Genomic DNA, 21,312 nt, shown 5'->3' with positions numbered 1-21,312 from the left:
CCTCACACCATCCCCAACGTCTCGAACATCCTCCGGTAAATAGCGGCCTTCTCCTCCAACGGTTTCGGATAGGCACGGGAGGATGAGGGCATACGGAACAGCCTCATCGTCCTTCCCATACAAAAAAATTCCGACGAGAAGCCCACTTTCGGCTCCTCCGTGCCGGGCAATACGGAGAGGAGAGTATCCATCGCTTTCTGCCCGGTTACCACGATCGCCACGCATTCCGGTATCTGGGACAAGACCTTCTCCGGATCGATCGGCCGTACCACCTCAAGGAACTTATCGGAGGCGTTCGCTTTCAAGCGGATCACCTCCATGGCGGTATCACCGATCCCGATCCCCTTCTCCCGGCAGAAAGCCTTCGCCTTCTCCTCGCTGAACGCCTTCTTGTCTCGCAGGAACGCATCCTTGTTCCCATAGAAAATCAAGCCAAGGATGCGCCACATATCATTCTGGATATTCGGGTAATAAAAATCCATGCTCCAACGAGCTCTTGGAGGCGGGAAACTTCCCAGCATCAGCAATCTCGTATTCTCCGGGAGGAAGAAACCTAGCGGATGCAACTCGGTGGTCATGCTTCCTTGTTCTTTTTGAGTTCCTTCTTCTGGTCCTCTTTCGCCAGAAGCACGACGTTATACACGAAGTCCGTGATCCATTGCTCGGAGTAGCCTAGTTTCTCGGCATACTTACGCACGCTCCACGCGGCCTTCTGCACGCTGATATCCTTCCACTCGGACTTGGTCAAGATATCGTGAACCGTCTTCGTCGTCATATTATACAGCAACTTCTTCACCAGCATGGAGAAGCGGAACTTCCACTGCATCAGATTACCAAGCAAGTTGAACAAGTCATTGCAGAAACCTTGGAACATGAAGAAATACGTCTTGATATCGTTCTGGTTCTTGCAGTTCTTCTTCACCGAGCTATCGATCTCCTTGAAGAAAGCCTCGCTTAGGCCGTAATCCTCCATCAACACCTTGCGCACACGGGATTTCTCGGCGACACCCAATTTGTTATTCTGGGTCGGTATCTTCAACATGCGTTTGAACAAAGCCATATCGGCGAGCATGTTCAAGTTGGTGATACCCAAGTTCACGGCCATAACGGCTTGATAATATACACGGATTAAAGATACGAACTCCTCCACGGAACCTTTGCCGGCCTCTTCCGCCTCAGATACGTTCTTCTTGAATAGCTTAGAAATAAAATTCATCGTACGATTATTAAATAGTTTCGAGCCGCGAATATACGAAAACTTACCGCCAATGCAGAATAACTATTCAATTCTCTCCACCGTAACCTCCGGAAATTGCTCCATCAATAGCAACAGTGGACTTTCCTCCGTGTTTTTACGGGCCTTCAACACGATGCTGACGACGTACTCGTCCTTCTCCTGATGCCCCAGTCTTTTCATGTCATAGCTTACCAGCAGGAAACCTTTCTCGTAGATAACACGGGCGATCCGGTTGATCGCCTCCTTGTCGGAGGTAGAGAATACCACCAAGGAACTTCGCATCCCGATGCTTTTAAAAATAACGCTCAACAGCTCCAGCCCGGCGAGCGTCAACAAAGTGGCGGCGATACCGAGCCCGTACATGCCTGAGCCGACGGCCAGACCGATACCGGCGGTCGCCCAGATGCCGGCGGCGGTAGTCAATCCCCGCACGAATTGTTTCTGGATGATGATCGTACCCGCCCCGATGAAACCGATGCCACTCACCACTTGGGCGGCCACACGGCTCGGATCGAGACTTACGCTATTCTCTAGGATGACATCTTGGAAGCCATATTGGGAGACAACCATGATCAACGCGCTACCCAACGAAACAAGGAAGTGAGTCCGGTAACCCGCCTCCTTCGCACGGTACTCACGGTCTAGCCCGACAACGGCGCCCAGAATACCTGCCACGAAAAGTCTTAGTATGAAATCCCACATCATAATCAACAATCTTTTAGGTTTTACCCCGAAAGATAGGAATTATTTATTGATTCAGCCGCCATTCACGGTGATAAGAATCGATCGCCTCCCGGACGGAGCCATGTAGGAGCAGGAGGTTCTTGCTCTGCTCGTAATCCAGACGAAGCTCTTCCATGATCATACGGGTGCCACGGTCCACCAATTTTTGGTTGGTCAGTTGCATGTTCACCATCCGGTTCCCTTTCACCCGGCCAAGCTTGATCATCGTGGAGGTCGTGATCATATTCAGCACCATCTTCTGGGCCGTACCGCTCTTCATCCGCGTACTTCCGGTGACGAACTCCGGACCTACTACCGGCTCGATGGCGATCTCCGCCTCCGCCGCCATCGGAGAGTCCGGGTTGCAGGAGATAGAGGCCGTCAGGATTCCCTCGGAGCGTGCCTTACGCAGGGCGCCGATCACGTAGGGAGTCGTACCCGAGGCGGCTATCCCCACCAAGGTGTCGTTCGTATTGATATGATATTGTTGAAGTTCCTCCCAAGCCTTATCCAGATCGTCTTCCGCCGACTCCACGGGATTCCGGAGCGCCCGGTCGCCGCCGGCGATCAAACCGATCACCAAGGTATTCGGCATACCATACGTGGGAGGGATCTCGGAAGCGTCCAAGACGCCCAAGCGACCACTCGTACCCGCCCCGATATAGAAGAGCCTACCGCCTCTCCGCATTCGCTCTACGATACGGGTTACCAGCTTCTCGATCTTCGGGATCTCCCGGCCAACGGCGATCGCCACTTTCCGGTCCTCGTTATTGATGCCTTCCAGCAACTCCCGGACAGACATCTGATCCAGATTATCGTACAACGATTCCGACTCGGTTATCTTTTGAAATGCCATAACTCATTCATTTTTTTCTTCGTTCGTAAAATGATACCGGATCAATCCGTTCATGGGAGCCTGTACGACCGTACCGACCTTCAAGCCTAAGGATAAGGCCGCAGCTTTCAATACCTCCTGATAATAATAGGCGATAGAGCCTACGAAATGAATCGGGTACGTATCAGCTCCCGGATATAACGCCACGTTACGGAGGAAAAAGCTACGGAAACTCGTATAGACCAAATTATAAATCGGTTGCTCGGTGATATTCTCCAACAAGAAACGGGATAAGGTAGCCAAGAAACGATTCGGGAAAGGTTGTTTATATACCCGCTCCAACAATAAGGCGGGCGTCAACTCATATTGATCCATAAACTTCCGAACCAAAGGCGCCGGCAACTGACGCTTCAAGCAATCCCCTACCAATAACTTCCCGAGCACGGCGCCACTACCCTCATCCCCCAGAATGAATCCCAAGGGAGAGATATGCTCCGTTATCTCCGTCCCGTCATACAGACAAGAATTCGATCCCGTCCCCAATATACAGGCGATTCCCGGACGGCTCCCGCATAAGGCACGAGCAGCCGCCATCAAGTCGCTATACACCTCTATGGGAGCCGGGATATAAGGCGTAATCGCCTCTTCCACGATCCGGTTCTTCTCCGGGAAGGCGCAACCGGCACCATAGAAGTAAATGGCATCGATCCGCTCACCCTTCAACGCGGGCAATAAGGCACCCCGGATTTCTCCGGCAATCTCCTCCCGTGTCTGGAAATAAGGATTGGTACCCGCTGTCACGACCGTACGCACCGGTCTGCCTTGATCCGCCAGGCACCACTCCGTCTTTGTAGATCCGCTATCCGCAATTAATATCATATACTTATTATAATATCAAATTCTGGAGAATATATACCACCGCGCCGGACAAATATCCCGCCAAGGCCAACAGAGAGATATTCTTCAAGTACCAAATAAAATTGATCCGTTCCAAGCCCATCACGACGACTCCGGCGGCGGAACCGATGATCAACATACTTCCACCTACTCCTGCGCAATAAGCCAAGAACTGCCAGAACACGCCGTCTTGCACGAAGTTCGCCAGATAAGCCGGATCAGTCGCCGCAGCCACCATAGCGTCCGTAGCCACCGGGTACATACCGATAGCCCCCGCTACCAACGGAACATTATCCACGATAGACGATAAGGCGCCGATAATCAGGTTCACCGCATACACATTGCCTACCGTATCGTCCAGCCAGAAAGCGAAATCCGACAATACGCCGCTGCAACGCAAGGCATCCACCGCCAAAAGGATTCCGAGGAAGAATAACAAGGTCGCCCCGTCTATACGGTGAACCACCTTGGACAAGCGCAATTTCAAGTCCTCATCGATCGGTTTACGAGCGTATAACATCTCCGTATAAAACCAAAGAATACCCACTCCCATCAAGATACCCATAAACGGGGGAAGATGAGTAACCGTCTTGAATACAGGCACGAACAATAAACACAACACACCGATGATCAAGATCGATAACTTCTCCTTATCCTTCAATTTCTTCAGCAACTCATTGTCCGCCTCCATTTGCGAGAATGCGTTAGGGGGCGTCACGTTGCCATGCAAGAAACGCATGGCGATCAAGACCGGGATCAACGCCGATACGATACTCGGCAGGATCAAATGGGGGATCGTGGATGAGGTGGAGATATTTCCTCTTACCCAAAGCATGATCGTAGTCACGTCGCCGATCGGTGACCAAGCGCCACCGCTATTCGCCGCTATAATAATGATACTGCCGAACACCCACCGCTCTTTATAATTCCCGAGCAACTTACGGATCAGCATGATCATGACAATTGAGGTCGTAAGGTTGTCCAATACGGCCGACATAAAGAACGTGATCACGGCGATCAACGCCAGCAGTTTCTTCTTTTTCTTCGTGGTAATATGATTCGTGATAAACATGAAACCGCCATGGGCATCGATCAGCTCCACGGTTATCATCGCCCCGATCAGGAATATAAGCGTCTCGGCGATCTCTCCGATACTATCCAGAACCTGATGCTCCACGACGAACCGGGTACATTGTTCCTTAAACGTTAAAGAACCCAAAGAGGGGAATGATTCCAAGAACAAGCTGAATTCCTCTGCCGAGGCCCTTGGGATGAAAAACGGGGCCGCGTACGTGTACATAACCCATAAGATAGTACCAATAAGCAAAGCCGTTCCCGCCTTGTTTATCTTTAGAGGATGTTCCAATGCGATCATCAAATAACCGACAAGGAACACAATGACCATTGCTGTCAACATAACTTCATGATTTAGGTTTAAACGCTACAAATGTAGAAATAATAACTCTGTAACACGATAGAAAAACGGAATGTTTTTTTAAGATAATTTTACCAAACATGCGAAAGGAACCGGACTACTCCGATTCCTTTCCTATTCTCTCGAGGGAAAACTATAACCCCGAGACAATTCACTCTACAACCAACATCTTATCACCCACGGAGACCTTGTCTGTCTCATTGATATACACCTCTTTCACCACTCCATCGATCGGCGTACGGATCTCGTTCTCCATCTTCATGGCAACCAATACGCAAAGCGGGTCTCCCGCCTTGACCTCATCGCCTACCTTGACATATACCTTCTGGATCACGCCCGGCATCTGGGCCTGTATGACCTGACGGCCGACCGTCTTGGAACTGGTTCTCGACAGGCGTAATTTCTTCAACTCGTCAATCACCTGTACTTGGAAATAATCACCTTTATTCTTTACCTCATAGGTGGAATCTCCAACACTGGATATTTGTACGCCATGAGATTTATGGTTCATGATGATCGAGTGGATCGTATCTCCGCCCAGATTGTAATCTACATCATAAACGGTACCGTTTACGGATACTTTCTTGATAGGCCCGTCTTCCAGAATCTCTACCTTGAACTCTGTGTCGGGAATATCGTTAACCGTGGCAAAATAAGTCGCTAAAGCCTTTGACATAATCATTCCTCCTCTCATTAAAAGTTATTGGCCAACATTTGTAACTTCCCGTAGTGTTTCCACAGGGACTCCCCTACCAGCGGAACGGTCGTCGCACGGGCGGCCGCCTCTTTCTCCTCCTCGTAATGCTTCAAGGCGGCGGCGATCACGGCTACGGTCGGGTCGCTGTTCTGGCGACGTTTCAAGTCTTCCTTATCGAACTTGGTGTCGATAAAGGTCGTATCGTAATTCCCCTTCAAGAAGGTCACGTTATGCAACACACGCAGGTGGAACGGAATCGTTGTCTTGATTCCCAAGATCTTGTATTCCCGCAAGGCACGTATCATATTCGAGATGGCGGACTCACGGGTCCGGCCCCATGTGCAAAGCTTGGCGATCATCGGATCGTAATGCAAGGACACCTCGAAACCGGCGTAAGCGGCGCTATCCAGACGTACGTTACGTCCCTCGGGAGCCTCACGCACCTTGATCACGCCCGGAGAGGGCATAAAGTTATTTTCCGGGTCCTCCGCGTAGATGCGGCATTCCAAGGCATGCCCCCGGCAGGCCACATCTTCCTGCTTATAAGGCAGACGATTTCCTGCGGCCACCAAGATCATATCGCGAACCAAGTCCACGCCCGTTGTCTCCTCCGTCACCAGATGCTCCACTTGAAGGCGGGTATTCATCTCGAGGAAATAGAAGTTCTGGTCCTTATCCATCATGAACTCCAACGTCCCGGCACTGTAGTAACCGATTTTCTTGCAAGCCTCCACCGCTACGGCCAACATCTTCTGGCGAGCGGCCTCCTTCACGAATGGAGAGGGCGCTTCCTCGATCACCTTCTGGTTACGGCGCTGGATAGAGCACTCACGCTCATACAGATGGATCACGTTCCCATATTTATCCCCGAGTACCTGCACCTCGATATGATGGGGGTTCTCGATATACTTCTCGATATAGATGGCATCGTTCCCGAACGAGTTGGCCGCCTCGGAACGAGACATACGGAAAGCCGCTTCCATCTCATCCTCGCTATGTACCAAACGCATACCCTTTCCACCGCCTCCGGCAAGCGCCTTTAGCATAATCGGATAACCCACCTCGGCGGCAACCTTCTTGGCATCCTCTATGTCCGTCACCGGTTTTTCCGTTCCGGGTACAACCGGCACACCGGCTTCTTTCATGATCTTACGGGCCTCGGTCTTGATACCCATCTTCGCAATCACGTCGGCGCTCGGGCCGATAAAGATCACGCCCTCCTCCTCGCAACGACGAGCGAAGTCGGCGTTCTCCGACAAAAAGCCGTAACCCGGATGAATGGCGGCTCCTGTCTTCTTGGCGATCTCAAGGATCAAGTCCGGCTTCAAGTAAGAGGTATCCGCTTCATCTTCCGAGATGCAGTAGGCTTCCTCCGCATAACGTACATGTAATGCTCCGCGATCCACATGCGTATAGATCGCTACGGTCGGGATGTTCATCACCCGGCAGGTGCGGAATATCCGCATCGCTATCTCGCCACGATTGGCTACTAATACTTTCTTTATCATAAGGATTCGTTTTTAAAGAGGAATATTGGAATGCTTCTTCGGAGGATTGGATTGCCGTTTGTTGGCCAGCAACTCAAAACTACGGATCAAGCGGCTGCGTGTGATAGACGGCTCGATGATCTCGTCTACATAGCCTAACTCAGCGGCCCGGTACGGGTTAGCGAACTTCTCCCGGTAATCGGCTTGCAATTCCTTCCGTTTGCCTTCGGGATCTTCCGCGGTCTTCAAATCCTTACGGAACAAGATATTCACGGCACCATCCGGTCCCATGACAGCGATCTCGGCGGTTGGATAAGCGAAGTTGATATCGCCCCGGATATGCTTGGAGCTCATCACGTCGTAAGCGCCGCCATAAGCCTTTCGGGTAATGACGGTCACTTTCGGCACGGTAGCCTCGCAATACGCATACAATAACTTAGCGCCATGACGGATAATTCCCTCGTACTCTTGGTTCACGCCCGGCAAGAAACCCGGTACATCCACCAGCGTCAACAACGGTATATTAAACGCATCGCAGAAACGGACGAAACGGGCGGCCTTTACGGACGCGTTGATATCCAGCGTACCGGCCAACGCGGCAGGTTGATTCGCCACGACACCGATCGTCTTTCCATTCAAACGAATATAACCGATAATGATGTTCTTGGCATATTCCTCTTGTATCTCGAAGAAGTTTTGATCATCAGCCACGGAAAGGATCAGTTCCTTCATGTCGTACGGCTGGTTGGGATTAGTAGGAACCAGCAGATCCAATTGCGGATCGATGCGGTTCGGGCTATCGGTAGTAGGAACGAATGGCGGCTCTTCCATATTATTATTCGGCAAGAACGACATCAACTCACGTATCTTCAAGATACAATCCATATCGTTATCCGCCGTGCAATGAGCCACTCCGGAACGGGTGCTATGCACTTCCGAGCCTCCCAGATTCTCCATCGTAACCTCTTCTTGCGTCACGCTTTTCACGACCTCCGGGCCGGTGATAAACATATAGCTCGTTTGTTTTACCATAAAGATAAAGTCCGTCAACGCCGGCGAGTAAACCGCTCCACCCGCACACGGGCCCATAATGGCGCTAATCTGCGGGATCACGCCCGAAGCCAACGAGTTCCGGAGGAATATCTCGGCGTATCCCGCCAAGGAACGAACTCCTTCTTGAATACGTGCGCCTCCCGAATCGTTCAACCCGATCACCGGAGCGCCTAGTTCCGTTGCCATGTCCATGATCTTACAGATCTTACGGGCATACGTCTCGGACAAGGCTCCACCGAATACCGTGAAGTCCTGAGCGAAAACAAATACCGTGCGTTGCCCGATCATTCCGTAACCGGTGACCACGCCATCCCCTAATGGACGCTGTTTTTCTAAACCGAACTCATGGCACGTATGTGTCACGAACTTGTCGATTTCCACGAAACTACCTTTTTCCAATAGTAGTTCGATTCTTTCTCTAGCGGTTAGTTTACCTGCCGCATGTTGCTTCGCGATGCGGTCTTCTCCGCCCCCTAACTCAGCTTTGTGGTTGAGAGCTTTTAATTGTTCAATTTTTTCCTTCATGGCGTATCTCTTTAATTATCCGGGAAACGTTCAATATATTAGAAAACAAAGTCTGTAAATGTATTGTTTCCTAAAGAAACGAAATGTATCATATATTACATCTATCGCCCGATCAATGAGATCTATCAAGAAGGATATTTTTTAGTAAATACTGAAATCTTGCGGCTTGATCACGAAACCGATCCGCAGCATGCTTTTGTATTGATTGTATTCCAAAAGGTTCTCACCGTAACCATTATAATATTGCAGGAAGAAATATTGGTTCTCGTTATTATTAAACTTATAGCTCAACTCGATCTGAGTGTTAAAGCTGAACCAAGTCTTTCGTTTGGTCAAGATAACCCCGCAGTTAAAGCGCCTGTTGTCTGTCCGGTAATTGGCGGCTACTTGGAATATACCATTATATTTAAGGATGTCTTTATTTTCCCCACCATCCACGATCGGTATCCAGCCCTTGAATTGAACTTCCCAGTTCTTATTCAACAGGACAGCCGCCGCTAGGGTGATCTTGTTCCAACTTCGGGAGAAGATGCTATCTTTACCGTTCGACTCGTGCTCGACCATCAAATAGCCTTTCCCGATATATTTATTCTTATGCACGATAAGGTGCCCCAAACCGATACCCGGATTAAAATTCAAGTCGCGCATCGGCAAGGACTCTTGAAAGACATTCCAAAAAGCCTTTTGCGTGTATTGCAAGAAAAGATAGGTATCGAAGGGGAGTTTACTTTTCGTAAGACGCTGGGCGATGCTCAACTGGAATTTAACGTCGGAGTTTCTCGCCGTAGGCTTGTTGCCGATAGGGATACCGCCAATAAAATAATTGTCCTTGAATAAGGTAAAATAAGGTGACTTATCCAAAATCGCACGAATACTATCCGCATTATAACTCTCTTCCGGCCCTTTCGCTAAAACTTGCGAATGTGCCATACCGCAAACAAGAAGGAAGAGAAAGGATATAATCGTTTTTTTCATAAATGATCTTAAATTATAAATGTGTCCGCGAATATAGGGGAAACGGCAGTTGGCTTTATCGCCCAAATTACATGAATAATGGTCATTTCACCTATGAATATAATATATAAACCAAAATTCAAGAGGTTAGTTCATTTTTCCTATATTCGCGGCTATGGAAGAAATCTATAGTTATTACAAAGAAAATATCGACGCTTATACACGGCGCTTGGGTAATTTGAAAAAGAAGATCCATTTGATGGGGAGTATCCGGTTGGCTTTAGTGGTGGGAGCGATCCTCTCCTTATGGATATTCAGGGATGAGAGTTGGCAATGGCTGACGGGGATCACCTTCGCTTATATCATCCCGTTCGCGCTCCTGATGTGGTACCATAATAAAATGTACGCACGAAAAGTATACGCCGAGACCTTGATTAAACTAAACGAGGATGAGCTAAAAGGACTGGACTATGATTTCAGCGCGTTCGACGGGGCGGCCGATAAGATCTCGGGCGAGCACTCTTTCTGCTTGGATCTGGATGTGTTTGGAGACCGCTCCTTATTTCAATCGCTCAATCGTACCGTAACCGGGTTCGGGCGGGAACGACTGGCCGGTTGGCTCTCGAATCCCTTGACGGATAAGAAGGAGATCGTCAAACGGCAAGAGGCTGTCAAGGAATTAGCGGCTTTATCCGCCTTACGGCAGCATTTCTATGTGACGGGAATCATCCGGCAGGACACGCAAGATACGAGAGACAACGATATCAACTTTATGGACCGACTCACTCGGCGTAAGCATAAATTCGTTGATAGCCTACCGTGGAAACTATTGATCTGGGCGATCCCAGTGTTGTGGATCGTATTGGGTATCGCTTACTCGCTGGATTGGATCAGCGGGAGTTTATTGAATATTTATTTCTTAATCACGTTAGTGATCGCTTACGGACGAGCCAAGGAAATCAATGCGCTTTACGCGACCGTCAATAAGATGGAGTCTATTTTCAATCGGTACGCAAAGCTGATGCGATGTGTGGAAGAAGATAATTTCCAGTCGGAAGAGCTGAAAGAGATCAGCGGGCAATTAGCGAATGAGAAGGAATTGGCCTCACATGCCATCAAACGCTTGTCGTCGTATATCGGAGGATTAGACCAACGATTCAGTTTGGCGGGTATCATTTTCAATCTCTTCTACTTGCGGGATACACGCCATGCCATCCTTTTGGAACGCTGGATTCAGACTTACTCCGATAAACTTCCGCTTTGGTTCGACGCGCTGGCTCGTTTCGATGCGCTGAACTCGTTGGGTGGTTTCGCTTTCAACCATCCGGAATACATCTATCCGGAGATCGCCGACACGTATTTCCAGATGGAAGGCAAGGCTTTGGGACATCCTCTTTTGAACCGGGATGTCTGCGTAAAGAACGATATCGATATCCGCAAAAGTCCTTGGTTCCTGATTATCACCGGAGCGAATATGGCCGGAAAAAGTACATACCTCCGGACGATCGGTGTCAATTACTTATTGGCTTGCGTAGGCGCTCCGGTCTGTGCCGCCTCCTTGACGGTTTATCCCGCCCACATGGTTACCAGCTTGCGTACCTCGGATTCCTTGGCTAGCAACGAGTCTTATTTCTTCGCGGAGTTGAAACGGCTGAAAATGATTATCGACAGGCTGCAAAACGGGGAGAAGCTATTTATCATCTTGGACGAGATCTTGAAGGGAACAAATTCTATCGACAAGCAGAAAGGCTCTCTTGCCCTTATGAAACAGTTGGTCGCTTATAAGGCTTGCGGCATCATCGCCACCCACGATTTAGTGTTGGGTACTTTGGAGGAAGAGTTCCCGGAACAAATAAAGAATTACCGCTTCGAAGCGGATATAAAAGACGAGGAGCTATCCTTCTCTTATCAACTAAGAGAAGGGATAGCCCAGAATATGAATGCTTGTTTCTTAATGAACAAGATGGGAATCTTGTTTAATTGAAAATTGAGACAAGTGATAAAATAACTGTCACTTGTCAACTGCCAACTACTTTTTGTATTTGGTTTTGATTGCGGGTAGGACTTTTTGGATTTCCGCTATACGAGTGGCATCACTGGGGTGCGTACTCATAAATTCCGGCGTAGAGCCACTCTTTCCGGCGGACATCTTTTGCCAGAAGTTGACTGCCACGTCCGGATTGTATCCCGCCATAGTCATGAATACCAATCCCATATAATCCGCTTCCGACTCGTGCTTACGGGAGAAAGGAAGCATTACGCCATACTGCGCTCCCACACCATATACTGTATTGGCCGCTTGCTGTACCGCCGCGCTCTTATTGCTTACAGCCGCACCTAAAATAGCCGCCCCGTATTGGGCCATTAGTTGCTGGCTCATACGCTCATTGCTGTGTTTAGCTACGGCATGGGCGACCTCATGCCCGATGACCACCGCCAATTCATCGTCCGAGGAAACTAAAGGCAGCAATCCCTCGTACACCACGATCTTGCCTCCCGGCATACAGAAGGCGTTCACCTGCGGATCATTCACCAAATTAAACTCCCAAGAGAAGTTTTTTACCTCATCCACCATCCCGTTCGCCCGCAAATAGTCCTCCGTAGCGGCGGCTATCCTCTTTCCGACCCGGGTTACCATAGCGCTCTTGTTCGCGTTCGTCGACTTCTTCGCCGTCTTTATATAATCGTTGTACTGGGTAAGGCTGGACGATAACACCTCTTGGTCCGAAACCAACAGCACTTGCTTACGTCCTGTCAACGGTACGCTGGAACAGCCTGCCAATAAAAGCAAGGCCACGAATAAACTTGCTATTTTTCTCATATCCTTTTACTTGAAATTAAACCTGATACTCTCTTTTTAATAACGCAAAGATACTACCATTTTGTTCAAAACGACCACCCCCTTTCGTTCTTTCTATAGGGAGTATTAGTCTTTTCTTTGAATGACATTCATCATCTACCATCCGTTGCATGATCATCCACCAATTGGTATATGATCTTCTAACAGCTGTTGCATGATCATCCAACGGCTGATAGAAGATGAATATAAATAGATGAAATGCCTAACACTTACAGTAATTAAACCTAAGCTAAGCAGGAAAATCCCTTACCCCCTACTTATATCAGAAAAAAAAGCCCTTGATTGTATATTTATTCAACAATACTCTTTATATTTGCAGCCTGTTTTGCATAAATATACAACATGAGTACAAAGAAGGAACGATTGGATGCCATTTGCGGTATTATACAGACGAAAGTGATAAGTAATCAAGAAGAACTGCTTAAAGAACTGGAAGATAGCGGATTCTCGGTTACGCAAGCTACGCTTTCCCGCGACATCAAGCAACTGAAAGTAGCCAAGGTACACGACGGAACCGGAGATTATGTATATCGCCTTCCCGAAGAGAGTATAAGCAAACAAGCACAGCCTGAAGGCAAGAAAAAGCCGAATATCGAGTTTTCCGGAAACTTGGCGGTGGTGAAGACACGACCGGGTTACGCCATGGGAATCGCCTCGGACATAGACTCCCAGGCCCCCAGCGAGATACTGGCCACCATAGCCGGAGACGATACGATCTTGGTAATCCCCCGCAACGGTGTGAGCCAAGAGAAGGTGATTGCCGCTTTATCACATTTTATATAAAAGGAAAAAACTAAGAACAAACAATAAAATGGAACAAGAAATAGAAATTGATGTTATGATCGCTGATGCCTCTCACGAGGTATATGTGGATACGATCCTAGATACGATCGAGTCTGCCGCTAAAGTCCGGGGCACGGGTATCGCCAAACGTACGCACGAGTATGTGGCCCAGAAGATGAAAGAGGGCAAAGCGGTGATCGCCTTGGCGGGAAACGAGTTCGCCGGGTTTAGTTATATCGAGTCATGGGGAAACAAGCAGTACGTGACTACCTCCGGCTTGATCGTACATCCGAATTTCCGGGGCTTGGGTATCGCGAAACGCATCAAAGACATGACTTTCCAACTTGCCCGCATGCGCTGGCCGAAAGCGAAGATATTCAGCCTTACCTCCGGCGCTGCCGTGATGAAGATGAATACCGAGCTGGGATATGTACCGGTTACGTTCTCCGACTTGACGGACGATGAGGCTTTCTGGCGAGGTTGCAACGGTTGCGTGAACCACGATATCTTGGAACGCACCGAACGTAAGTATTGCATCTGCACGGCCATGCTGTTCGACCCGGCCGATCCGCATCGTGCGCAACGAGAGCGGGAGGCCCGTAATCAGACTAAAAAGGACTAAATTAATACGATAGAAAAACAACATAAAATAAAGAAACGATGAAGAAGAAAGTAGTAGTAGCGTTCAGCGGAGGTTTGGATACCTCATTCACGGTCATGTATCTGGCTAAAGAAAAAGGATACGAGGTATACGCCGCTTGCGCTAACACAGGTGGTTTCAGCGAGGAACAATTGAAACAAAACGAGGAGAACGCCTATAAGCTAGGCGCCACGAAATACGTGACGATCGACGTTACGAAAGAGTATTACGAGAAGAGCTTGAAGTACATGATTTTCGGAAACGTGCTGCGTAATGGTACGTATCCGATCTCCGTAAGCTCCGAGCGTATCTTCCAAGCCTTGGCGATCGCCCGCTACGCGAACGAGATTGGCGCCGACGCTATCGCCCATGGTTCTACCGGAGCCGGTAACGACCAGATCCGTTTCGATATGACTTTCTTGGTATTGGCTCCGAACGTGGAGATTATCACGTTGACCCGCGATATGGCCTTGAGCCGTGATTTTGAGATCAACTACTTGAAGGAGCACGGTTTCGAGGCCGATTTCACGAAGTTGAAATATTCCTATAACGTAGGTCTTTGGGGAACCTCTATCTGCGGTGGCGAGATTCTTGATTCCGCGCAAGGACTGCCCGAGAGCGCTTATCTGAAACAAGTGGAGAAGACCGGCAGCGAGCAATTGCGCATCGAGTTCAAGAACGGTGAGGTTCATGCCGTGAATGGTGAGGTGTTCGAGGATAAGATCGCCGCTATCCAGAAGATCGAGGAGATCGGGGCCGCTTACGGTATCGGTCGTGATATGCACGTGGGCGATACGATCATCGGTATCAAGGGACGGGTCGGTTTCGAGGCTGCCGCTCCTATGTTGATTATCGGGGCGCACCGCTTCCTAGAGAAATATACGTTGAGCAAATGGCAACAATACTGGAAGGATCAGGTAGCGAACTGGTACGGCATGTTCTTGCACGAGAGCCAATATCTGGAACCGGTGATGCGCGATATCGAGGCGATGTTGCAAGAGTCTCAGCGTAACGTGAACGGTACGGCTATTCTGGAGCTTCGTCCGTTGTCCTTCTCTACCGTTGGCGTAGAATCTGAGGATGACTTGGTGAAGACGAAATTCGGTGAGTACGGAGAGATGCAGAAAGGTTGGACCGCCGAGGACGCTAAGGGCTTTATCAAGGTTCTTTCTACTCCGTTACGTGTTTATTATACGAACCATAAAGACGAAGAGATATGATTAAATGCGGAATTATAGGCGGAGCGGGTTACACGGCGGGTGAATTGATCCGCCTGCTCCTAAACCACCCTGATGCCGAGATTACATTTATAAACAGTAGCAGTAACGCCGGTAACAAGATCACGGACGTGCATGGCGGTCTTTATGGCGAGACGGATTTGGTGTTCACCAGCGAGTTGCCGTTAGATAGCATCGACCTTCTGTTCTTCTGTACCGCTCATGGCGATACGAAAAAGTTCATGGAGAGCCACACGGTTCCCGAGAACGTGAAGATTATCGACCTGAGCATGGATTACCGGATCGAAGGCCCGGAGCACGATTTCGTGTACGGCCTGCCGGAATTGAACCGCCGCCGGATTTGCAACGCCCGGCATATAGCGAACCCCGGTTGTTTCGCTACTTGCATCCAATTGGGCGTATTGCCGTTGGCGAAGCACTTGATGCTGAATTCCGACTTGCATGTCAATGCCATCACGGGTTCTACGGGAGCGGGCGTGAAGCCTTCTTCCACCTCTCACTTTAGCTGGCGCAACGACAACATATCAATCTATAAGCCTTTTACGCATCAGCACTTGGCCGAGATCAACCAGAGCTTGAGCCAGTTGCAGAAGAGCTATTCAAGCCGGATCAACTTCATCCCCGTACGCGGTAATTTCTCCCGTGGTATATTCGCCACGACATACATCGATTGCAAGATCGACTTGGTAGAGATCCGACGTATTTATGAGGAATATTATGATGATCACAGCTTCACGTTTATCACTGATAAGAACCCGGATTTGAAACAAGTGGTAAATACGAATAAATGCTTGATCCACTTACAGAAAATAGATGATAAGCTTCTTATCATCTCTATGATCGATAACTTATTGAAGGGCGCTAGCGGCCAAGCGGTCCACAACATGAACTTATTGTTCGGGTTGGAGGAGACGGTTGGCTTACACTTAAAACCCTCAGCGTTTTAAAAAATACGACAAAGATGAATTTATTCGACGTATATCCATTATTTAATATAGAGATCGTACAAGGCAAAGGATGCCATGTATGGGATAGCGAGGGAAACGAGTACCTCGACTTATATGGCGGCCATGCCGTGATCTCGGTGGGTCATAGCCACCCTACTTACGTAAAGGCGATTACCGAGCAGGTAAATAAATTAGGCTTTTACTCGAACTCGGTTATCAATAGCTTGCAACAAAAATTAGCGGATAAGCTAGGGAAGGCTTCCGGCTACGATGATTATTCGTTGTTCTTGATCAACTCCGGAGCGGAGGCGAATGAGAACGCGTTAAAACTCGCCTCTTTCCATAATGGCAAGAAGCGGGTGATCGCATTCAAGCACGCCTTTCATGGGCGTACCTCCGCCGCCGTACGTGTGACAGATAACCCGAAGATCATCGCTCCGGTAAATGAGGATCTAGCGGTTACTTATCTTCCATTAAACGACGCTTCCGCCGTAGAGGAAGAGTTGAAGAAGGGGGATGTATCGTCCGTGATCATCGAAGGTATCCAAGGAGTAGGTGGCATCCAATTGCCGACGGATGATTTTATGCGTGAGTTACGCAACCTGTGTACGACTTATGATGCCTGTCTGATCTTGGATGAGATCCAGTCCGGATATGGAAGAAGCGGTAAATTCTTCGCGCATCAATATGCCGGTATCAAGCCGAATTTGATCTCGGTAGCGAAAGGTATCGCCAATGGCTTCCCGATGGGTGGGTTATTGATCAGCCCGAAATTCAAGCCGGTTTATGGTATGCTCGGCACTACTTTCGGCGGTAACCATTTGGCTTGCGCGGCCGCTATCGCCGTTCTTGATATAATGGAAGACGAGCGTTTGATTGATAACGCGGCGAAAGTGGGTGCCTATTTATTGGAAGAGCTTCATAAACTTCCGGGTATCAAGGAAATTCGGGGCCGTGGTTTGATGATCGGTATCGAGTTCGAGGAATCTATCAAGGAAGTACGTAGCAAACTTCTCTTTGAGGAGAAAGTGTTCACGGGTGTAGCCGGAACCCATACGATCCGTCTGCTTCCTCCGCTTTGCTTGACGATGGATGAGGCCAAGGAATTTATCCGTCGCTTCAAGAAAGTCCTAAACGCTTAATTGTTCTTTATTTCATAAAAAGGGAGGATGTCTTAATCAGCGTTCTCCTTTTTTCATTCCTCCCCAACAGCTACGTAAATTAAGTATCACCCTTTGTCAAAAAAACATCATTCCTTTTTCCGAAAAAACACTAACTTTACGCAGTCTAAACTTTGAGTCTCTAATTACTAATGAACACGATCGATGAAATATCTATTTATAGGAATATTCACTTTGTTGTGCCTATTTGCCTGTCAATCTAACGATTCCAAATACATCATAAAAGGCACCCTACCCACCGCGCAGCAGGATGGGGAATGGATTTATCTGGCACCCATGGAAAACGCCTCGATCAAAAATATCGATTCTACGAGAATAGAGAACGCACGGTTTACTTTCCAAGGAACGGGAGAAGAGATGAAAGTCCTCCGTATGCGTATCCTCTTGCGTCTCAAGTTCCAAGAGTTACTGGTCGTAACGGAACCGGGTGTGACCTCGGTACGGATAGACTCCATCAGCTCGGCCTCCGGTACACCGCAAAACGACGCCTTGCAACATTGGAAAGACCGTAAGCAAAAGACCGATGGCGAATCCTATGCCCTATGGACAGCGCTTAAGACCTGCTCGCCGGGAGATTCCATCCGCATCAAGCAGACATGGGATTCCTTGAGAGTAGAGACGCAAGCTTTTAATTATGCGTTCATGAAAGAACATATCAACCAAACGGTCGGGAAATTCCTCTATAAGATGATAAAAACCTCCTTGACCGAAGAGCAACGAAAGGAACTGGATGAAGCGAATCATTAAACAGGATCTGTCGATCACGCTAGCGGTACTGGCGATAGCGATCTTCGCTTTCTTCTTCTGGATGTACCCCTATCATTTGTTCCACAAAGAGCAAATGATGCTGTTCTTGTACAGCGGCGAGTTTCTCCGTGGATATTTTCAGGAGGAAGCGTGGCTGGCTTGTCTCACCGGCGATTTCCTCACGCAATTCTTTTATTATATCGGGGGAGGCCCGTTCATCCTAAGCGTTGTCTTAACTTTATTTGCCCTGCTTACCTATCGGACATTCCGGCAATTCGTCAGCAAGAGATACGCCCTTCCTCTTATGATACTACTTGTATTATGGGAGGCCGGAAGGTCTTGCGGACTCGCCTATCCGTTATCCGCGACTCTCTCCTTGATCGGAGCAGAAGGTGTTTTCCTGTTATATAGCCGGAGCCAAACTGAGGGGCAACGTCTTCTTACCTGCATTCCTGCCATGCTTCTTTGCTATTGGTGCTTCGGGTACGGAGCATGGCTCTGTCTGGCCCTTATGCTGGCCGCCGGAATCATAGCGCACCATCAAAAGCTAAGTGCCCTGCTCGCGGTTGGTATATTGCTTCTTCCAGCGACCCAATATCCCGCTACCACTTGGTGGAGTAAGCCGGATCTCGACCGGGAGTATGTACTCAGCCTCGATGTGGAACATTATTTCGGAAATATACAAAAGATGAGGAAACATCTCGAGACAGACCGCCAAATCCTTTGGGTGACCTATTACCGGAACCTGTACAATGCCACGCATCCGTCCGAGATCAACTCACCCGTATCTCTCTCCCGGAACCTCCTAGCGTGGAATCAACCGGGTACGAATGGGTTGATCCTTCCCGTGAACCCATCCGCTTCTTTTCTCTCTATCCTATTCGCCAACGAGTTATGGTTCACGTTAGGAGATATGACTATGGCCGAGCATTGCGCCATGCTAAGTATGATCTTCTCTCCTCGCAATTCGGGTAGCCGTATGATCAAACGGCTGGCTGAGATCAATCTGGTCAATGGGGATGATGAGGCAGCTCTTAAATATCTACGTATATTAGACAAGACACTCCTTCATAAAAGCTGGGCCGAAAAGAGAATACCCGGTCAGCAAACCCCGCGAGTAAAGGAGTGGCTGGAGAAGAAACGCAGAGACATCCCGACCCAAGACCAACTACGTTCCGGTAACGATGCCGTGACTTCCTTACGGAACTTAGTCGCCTCGAACGCCGGCAATCTCCGTGCTTACGAATACTTACTCTGCTATCATTTACTCTCCAAAGATCTCCGTTCTTTTGTAGAAGATTATGTACCGGGTAAGGTCTCTAGTCCCATTTTCGCCGAGGCCCTGCTGATCCATCTCGCCCGCCAAGGTAATATCCGTGCGGAAGAGCTTATAAAATACCAAATCCCGGTAGAGATAGCGAAAGAATTCGCCGATTATACCCGGCTTTATGAGGCAAAGGACACGAGTTTGAAAGAGAAATACGGCAAGACCTATTGGTTCTATTATCATTTTGCGACCACAGAGCCCGGAAAGGAGAGTAAGCCATGAAAGAAGCAAGAATCATGAAAGAGAACATAACCTATTACCTCGTCTGGATAATCTGCTTGTTGGCAGGATGTGCCCCTACCCCGAAGCAAATAGAGGATACCACAGACCCAATCCCCATGTATCCCGATTATACGGATATCATGATTCCCACGAATATCGCCCCTCTCAACTTCTTATTGAGAAACGATGCGGACGCTATGCAAGTAACTTTGAAAGGGGAATCAAAAGAGATACAATTATCTTTCGGAAAGAAAGCTATTTTCCCTTTAAACCTATGGGAAAGCCTTTTAGAGCAGGAAGTGGGCAACCGCCTGCAAATAACCGTAGTCGCCCGTATCAAGGGTAAATGGCTCCGTTACCCCTCTTTCTACTGGCAAGTAGTTCCGGAGAAACTGGATAGTTATATAAGCTACCGGCTTATAGAACCCGGCTACGAGGTATGGAACAAGATCCAATTATGCGAGCGGGAGATTAATTCTTTTGAAGAACGGATTATCGCCGACAACAAAGATACCGACGGTTCTTGCATGAACTGCCATATTTACGGAAATAAGAAAGGACGTTTATCCATGTTCCATTTACGGGGAAAGCAAGGAGGCACCCTGCTGAACCGTAACGGACATTTGAGGAAGTTGAAACTGAGCAACGACAGTCTGCCGAATGGGGCTGTCTATGGCGATTTCCATCCATCGGGGCAGTTCGCCGTTTTTTCCACGAATATCATCATCCCTGCTTTTCATTCGTTAGGGAGTAAGCGGTTGGAAGTCTATGACACAACCTCCGACCTAATGGTCGCAGATTTCAGAAAGAAACAACTCATCACCTCCCCATTGACTAGCCGGAAGGATGAGTTAGAGACCTTCCCAACCTTCTCGCCCGATGGGAACTGGATCTATTATTGCTCCGCTCCCATCCAGCCGTTGCCCGATAGTATCCATAACCTAAAATATTCCCTATGCCGCATATCTTTCCATAAAGATACCAAGGAATGGGGCAAACGGATCGAGACCGTATGGGATGCCCAAAAGCATAATGGCTCCGCCTGCCATCCCAAGATATCGCCCGACGGTAAATACCTGCTTTTCACGGTAGCCGATTATGGAACCTTCCCGATCTGGCACCGAGAAACAGACCTGCATATGATGAACCTCCAGACCGGGAAGATAGATACCTTACCTGCCGTCAACTCCGATAAATCGGATACCTACCATAGCTGGTCCTCTAACAGCCATTGGTTTGTCTTTGCCAGTAAGCGGGATGACGGACTATACGGAAAGCCTTATTTCTCTTACGTGGATAGTACGGGAAAAGCCTATAAACCTTTCGTTCTCCCGCAAGAGGATCCGGAACATTACGATATCACGTTGAAATCTTATAATATACCTGAATTATCCACTAGCGAGCTTCCTTTCGACGCTGAAGATGTACAAGAGATCTACTACGATGAGGAAGCTGAGACTTTTAAATAATAGAATCATGAACTATAATAAGAAAATTGAATACGGTTAACGATAATTAGCATGA

General features: G+C 48.6%; 20 protein-coding genes. 9 read left to right on the top strand and 11 right to left on the bottom strand.

The window, feature by feature from the left end; all coding sequences use genetic code 11:
* Positions 1–2 precede the first annotated feature (2 nt).
* The 10 genes from DWY79_RS18995 to DWY79_RS18950 form a co-directional block, all read right to left on the bottom strand.
* Positions 3–578 carry a uracil-DNA glycosylase family protein gene (locus DWY79_RS18995; protein ID WP_122370067.1) on the bottom strand — a complete coding sequence of 192 codons (576 nt, stop codon included), beginning with the start codon at positions 576–578 and terminating at the stop codon, positions 3–5.
* Positions 575–1,216, bottom strand: a complete 642-nt coding sequence (locus tag DWY79_RS18990) for a hypothetical protein (RefSeq protein WP_005855249.1) — start codon at positions 1,214–1,216, stop codon at positions 575–577. The genes DWY79_RS18995 and DWY79_RS18990 overlap by 4 nt, the downstream gene beginning before the upstream one ends.
* A gap of 63 nt (positions 1,217–1,279) precedes the next feature.
* Complete coding sequence (locus tag DWY79_RS18985; RefSeq protein ID WP_005855247.1) at positions 1,280–1,942, bottom strand: MgtC/SapB family protein; 663 nt, start codon at positions 1,940–1,942, stop codon at positions 1,280–1,282.
* Positions 1,943–1,985: 43 nt separating this feature from the next.
* Positions 1,986–2,816: an N-acetylmuramic acid 6-phosphate etherase gene (gene murQ / locus DWY79_RS18980; protein ID WP_005855245.1), complete on the bottom strand. Its 831-nt coding sequence runs from the start codon at positions 2,814–2,816 to the stop codon at positions 1,986–1,988.
* Between the two features lie 3 nt (positions 2,817–2,819).
* The gene (locus DWY79_RS18975) at positions 2,820–3,674 is read right to left on the bottom strand and encodes a BadF/BadG/BcrA/BcrD ATPase family protein (RefSeq protein ID WP_122370065.1); all 855 of its coding nucleotides are present in this window, start codon (positions 3,672–3,674) and stop codon (positions 2,820–2,822) included.
* A gap of 7 nt (positions 3,675–3,681) precedes the next feature.
* A complete protein-coding gene (nhaD, locus tag DWY79_RS18970; protein WP_057329246.1) occupies positions 3,682–5,109 on the bottom strand; it encodes a sodium:proton antiporter NhaD in 1,428 nt (475 codons plus the stop codon).
* Positions 5,110–5,278: 169 nt separating this feature from the next.
* Complete coding sequence (locus tag DWY79_RS18965; RefSeq protein ID WP_036611924.1) at positions 5,279–5,803, bottom strand: biotin/lipoyl-containing protein; 525 nt, start codon at positions 5,801–5,803, stop codon at positions 5,279–5,281.
* Positions 5,804–5,820: 17 nt separating this feature from the next.
* Positions 5,821–7,332, bottom strand: a complete 1,512-nt coding sequence (gene accC / locus DWY79_RS18960; RefSeq protein WP_087345734.1) for an acetyl-CoA carboxylase biotin carboxylase subunit — start codon at positions 7,330–7,332, stop codon at positions 5,821–5,823.
* Positions 7,333–7,344: 12 nt separating this feature from the next.
* Positions 7,345–8,889 carry an acyl-CoA carboxylase subunit beta gene (locus DWY79_RS18955; protein WP_005855235.1) on the bottom strand — a complete coding sequence of 515 codons (1,545 nt, stop codon included), beginning with the start codon at positions 8,887–8,889 and terminating at the stop codon, positions 7,345–7,347.
* A gap of 141 nt (positions 8,890–9,030) precedes the next feature.
* Positions 9,031–9,864, bottom strand: coding sequence for a phospholipase A (locus tag DWY79_RS18950; RefSeq protein ID WP_022192059.1), 834 nt, complete (start codon positions 9,862–9,864; stop codon positions 9,031–9,033).
* A gap of 154 nt (positions 9,865–10,018) precedes the next feature.
* Here DWY79_RS18950 and DWY79_RS18945 point away from each other — a divergent pair, with 154 nt between their 5' ends.
* Complete coding sequence (locus DWY79_RS18945) at positions 10,019–11,827, top strand: MutS family DNA mismatch repair protein (protein WP_122370063.1); 1,809 nt, start codon at positions 10,019–10,021, stop codon at positions 11,825–11,827.
* 45 nt (positions 11,828–11,872) lie between these two features.
* On the opposite strand, the gene DWY79_RS18940 is transcribed toward DWY79_RS18945, so the two are convergent.
* A complete protein-coding gene (locus tag DWY79_RS18940; RefSeq protein WP_122370061.1) occupies positions 11,873–12,664 on the bottom strand; it encodes a M48 family metallopeptidase in 792 nt (263 codons plus the stop codon).
* A 381-nt stretch (positions 12,665–13,045) separates the two neighbouring features.
* Here DWY79_RS18940 and DWY79_RS18935 point away from each other — a divergent pair, with 381 nt between their 5' ends.
* The 8 genes from DWY79_RS18935 (at position 13,046) to DWY79_RS18900 (ending at position 21,257) form a co-directional block, all read left to right on the top strand.
* Positions 13,046–13,486: an arginine repressor gene (locus DWY79_RS18935; RefSeq protein WP_057326810.1), complete on the top strand. Its 441-nt coding sequence runs from the start codon at positions 13,046–13,048 to the stop codon at positions 13,484–13,486.
* A gap of 28 nt (positions 13,487–13,514) precedes the next feature.
* Positions 13,515–14,108, top strand: a complete 594-nt coding sequence (locus DWY79_RS18930; protein WP_005865603.1) for a GNAT family N-acetyltransferase — start codon at positions 13,515–13,517, stop codon at positions 14,106–14,108.
* A 38-nt stretch (positions 14,109–14,146) separates the two neighbouring features.
* Positions 14,147–15,346, top strand: a complete 1,200-nt coding sequence (locus tag DWY79_RS18925) for an argininosuccinate synthase (protein WP_005865601.1) — start codon at positions 14,147–14,149, stop codon at positions 15,344–15,346.
* Positions 15,343–16,311, top strand: coding sequence for an N-acetyl-gamma-glutamyl-phosphate reductase (gene argC, locus DWY79_RS18920; protein WP_122370059.1), 969 nt, complete (start codon positions 15,343–15,345; stop codon positions 16,309–16,311). The genes DWY79_RS18925 and argC overlap by 4 nt, the downstream gene beginning before the upstream one ends.
* Before the next feature lie 14 nt (positions 16,312–16,325).
* Positions 16,326–17,453 carry an aspartate aminotransferase family protein gene (locus tag DWY79_RS18915; protein ID WP_122370057.1) on the top strand — a complete coding sequence of 376 codons (1,128 nt, stop codon included), beginning with the start codon at positions 16,326–16,328 and terminating at the stop codon, positions 17,451–17,453.
* 183 nt (positions 17,454–17,636) lie between these two features.
* Positions 17,637–18,239, top strand: coding sequence for a DUF4369 domain-containing protein (locus tag DWY79_RS18910; RefSeq protein ID WP_122370055.1), 603 nt, complete (start codon positions 17,637–17,639; stop codon positions 18,237–18,239).
* A complete protein-coding gene (locus tag DWY79_RS18905; RefSeq protein ID WP_122370053.1) occupies positions 18,223–19,788 on the top strand; it encodes a DUF6057 family protein in 1,566 nt (521 codons plus the stop codon). The genes DWY79_RS18910 and DWY79_RS18905 overlap by 17 nt, the downstream gene beginning before the upstream one ends.
* Positions 19,785–21,257 (top strand): PD40 domain-containing protein, encoded by a 1,473-nt coding sequence (locus tag DWY79_RS18900; RefSeq protein ID WP_122370051.1) that lies wholly within the window; start codon positions 19,785–19,787, stop codon positions 21,255–21,257. Before DWY79_RS18905 ends, DWY79_RS18900 begins: the two co-directional genes overlap by 4 nt.
* The last annotated feature ends 55 nt before the right edge of the window (positions 21,258–21,312 follow it).

The sequence above is a fragment of the Parabacteroides sp. AF27-14 genome (assembly GCF_003635425.1).
Lineage (GTDB): Bacteria > Bacteroidota > Bacteroidia > Bacteroidales > Tannerellaceae > Parabacteroides > Parabacteroides distasonis.
The sequence above is the reverse complement of the archived record's forward strand: the minus strand, read 5'-3'. Positions and strand labels throughout refer to the sequence as shown.